The following is a 683-nucleotide window of genomic DNA, read 5'->3' as shown; positions in this document are numbered from 1 at the left end:
CGTCGGCAGTTTGCCCGCGAAGGACTGCGTTTGCCAAGCGATTTAACGGATGCGGAGTGGGCGGCTCTGGAACCGCTTCTGCCGCCGCGTCCACGGCGGGGCCGCCCGCCGCGCTGGAGTTGTCGGGACATTATGAATGCGATGCTTTACCTGCTGCACGGTGGCTTGCCCTGGCGCATGTTGCCGCCGGGCGTATTTCCGCCCATGACCACACTGCAGCATTATTTTTATCGCTGACGGGACATGGGCCTGTGGCCTGCGATCAACCACGCCCTGTTGATGACAGCGCGTGAAGCAGGTGGCCGTGAGACGTCGCCATCAGCCGGGGTGATCGACAGTCAGAGCGTCAAAACCACGGAAAGCGGCGGTGTCCGGGGCTATGACGCAGGCAAAAAGATCAAGGGCCGCAAACGCCATATCCTGACGGACACCGAGGGCTTTATGGTCGGCGCCCTCGTTCATGCCGCCGACATTCAGGACCGTGATGGCGCCCCCGATCTGCTCTCGACCCTCCGACATAATTTCCCCTGGCTACGCCATGTGTTTGCCGATGGAGGCTATGCGGGGCCAAAAATTCAAGGGCGCATTGGGAAAAATGGGTCAATGGACCATGCAGATCGTCAGGCGTTCGGATAAGGCCGAAGGGTTTGAGGTGCTCCCGCGCCGCTGGGTCGTTGAGCGCA

1 pseudogene is annotated in these 683 nt (G+C 61.3%); it reads left to right on the top strand.

Going from position 1 to position 683, the window contains the following annotated elements:
- Window positions 1-683, top strand: a pseudogene (locus WGH93_RS13195) (IS5 family transposase); the annotation flags it as partial.

The sequence above is a fragment of the Yunchengibacter salinarum genome (assembly GCF_037658235.1).
Lineage (GTDB): Bacteria > Pseudomonadota > Alphaproteobacteria > Sphingomonadales > Kordiimonadaceae > Yunchengibacter > Yunchengibacter salinarum.
This window is presented reverse-complemented; position numbering and strand designations above follow the sequence as displayed.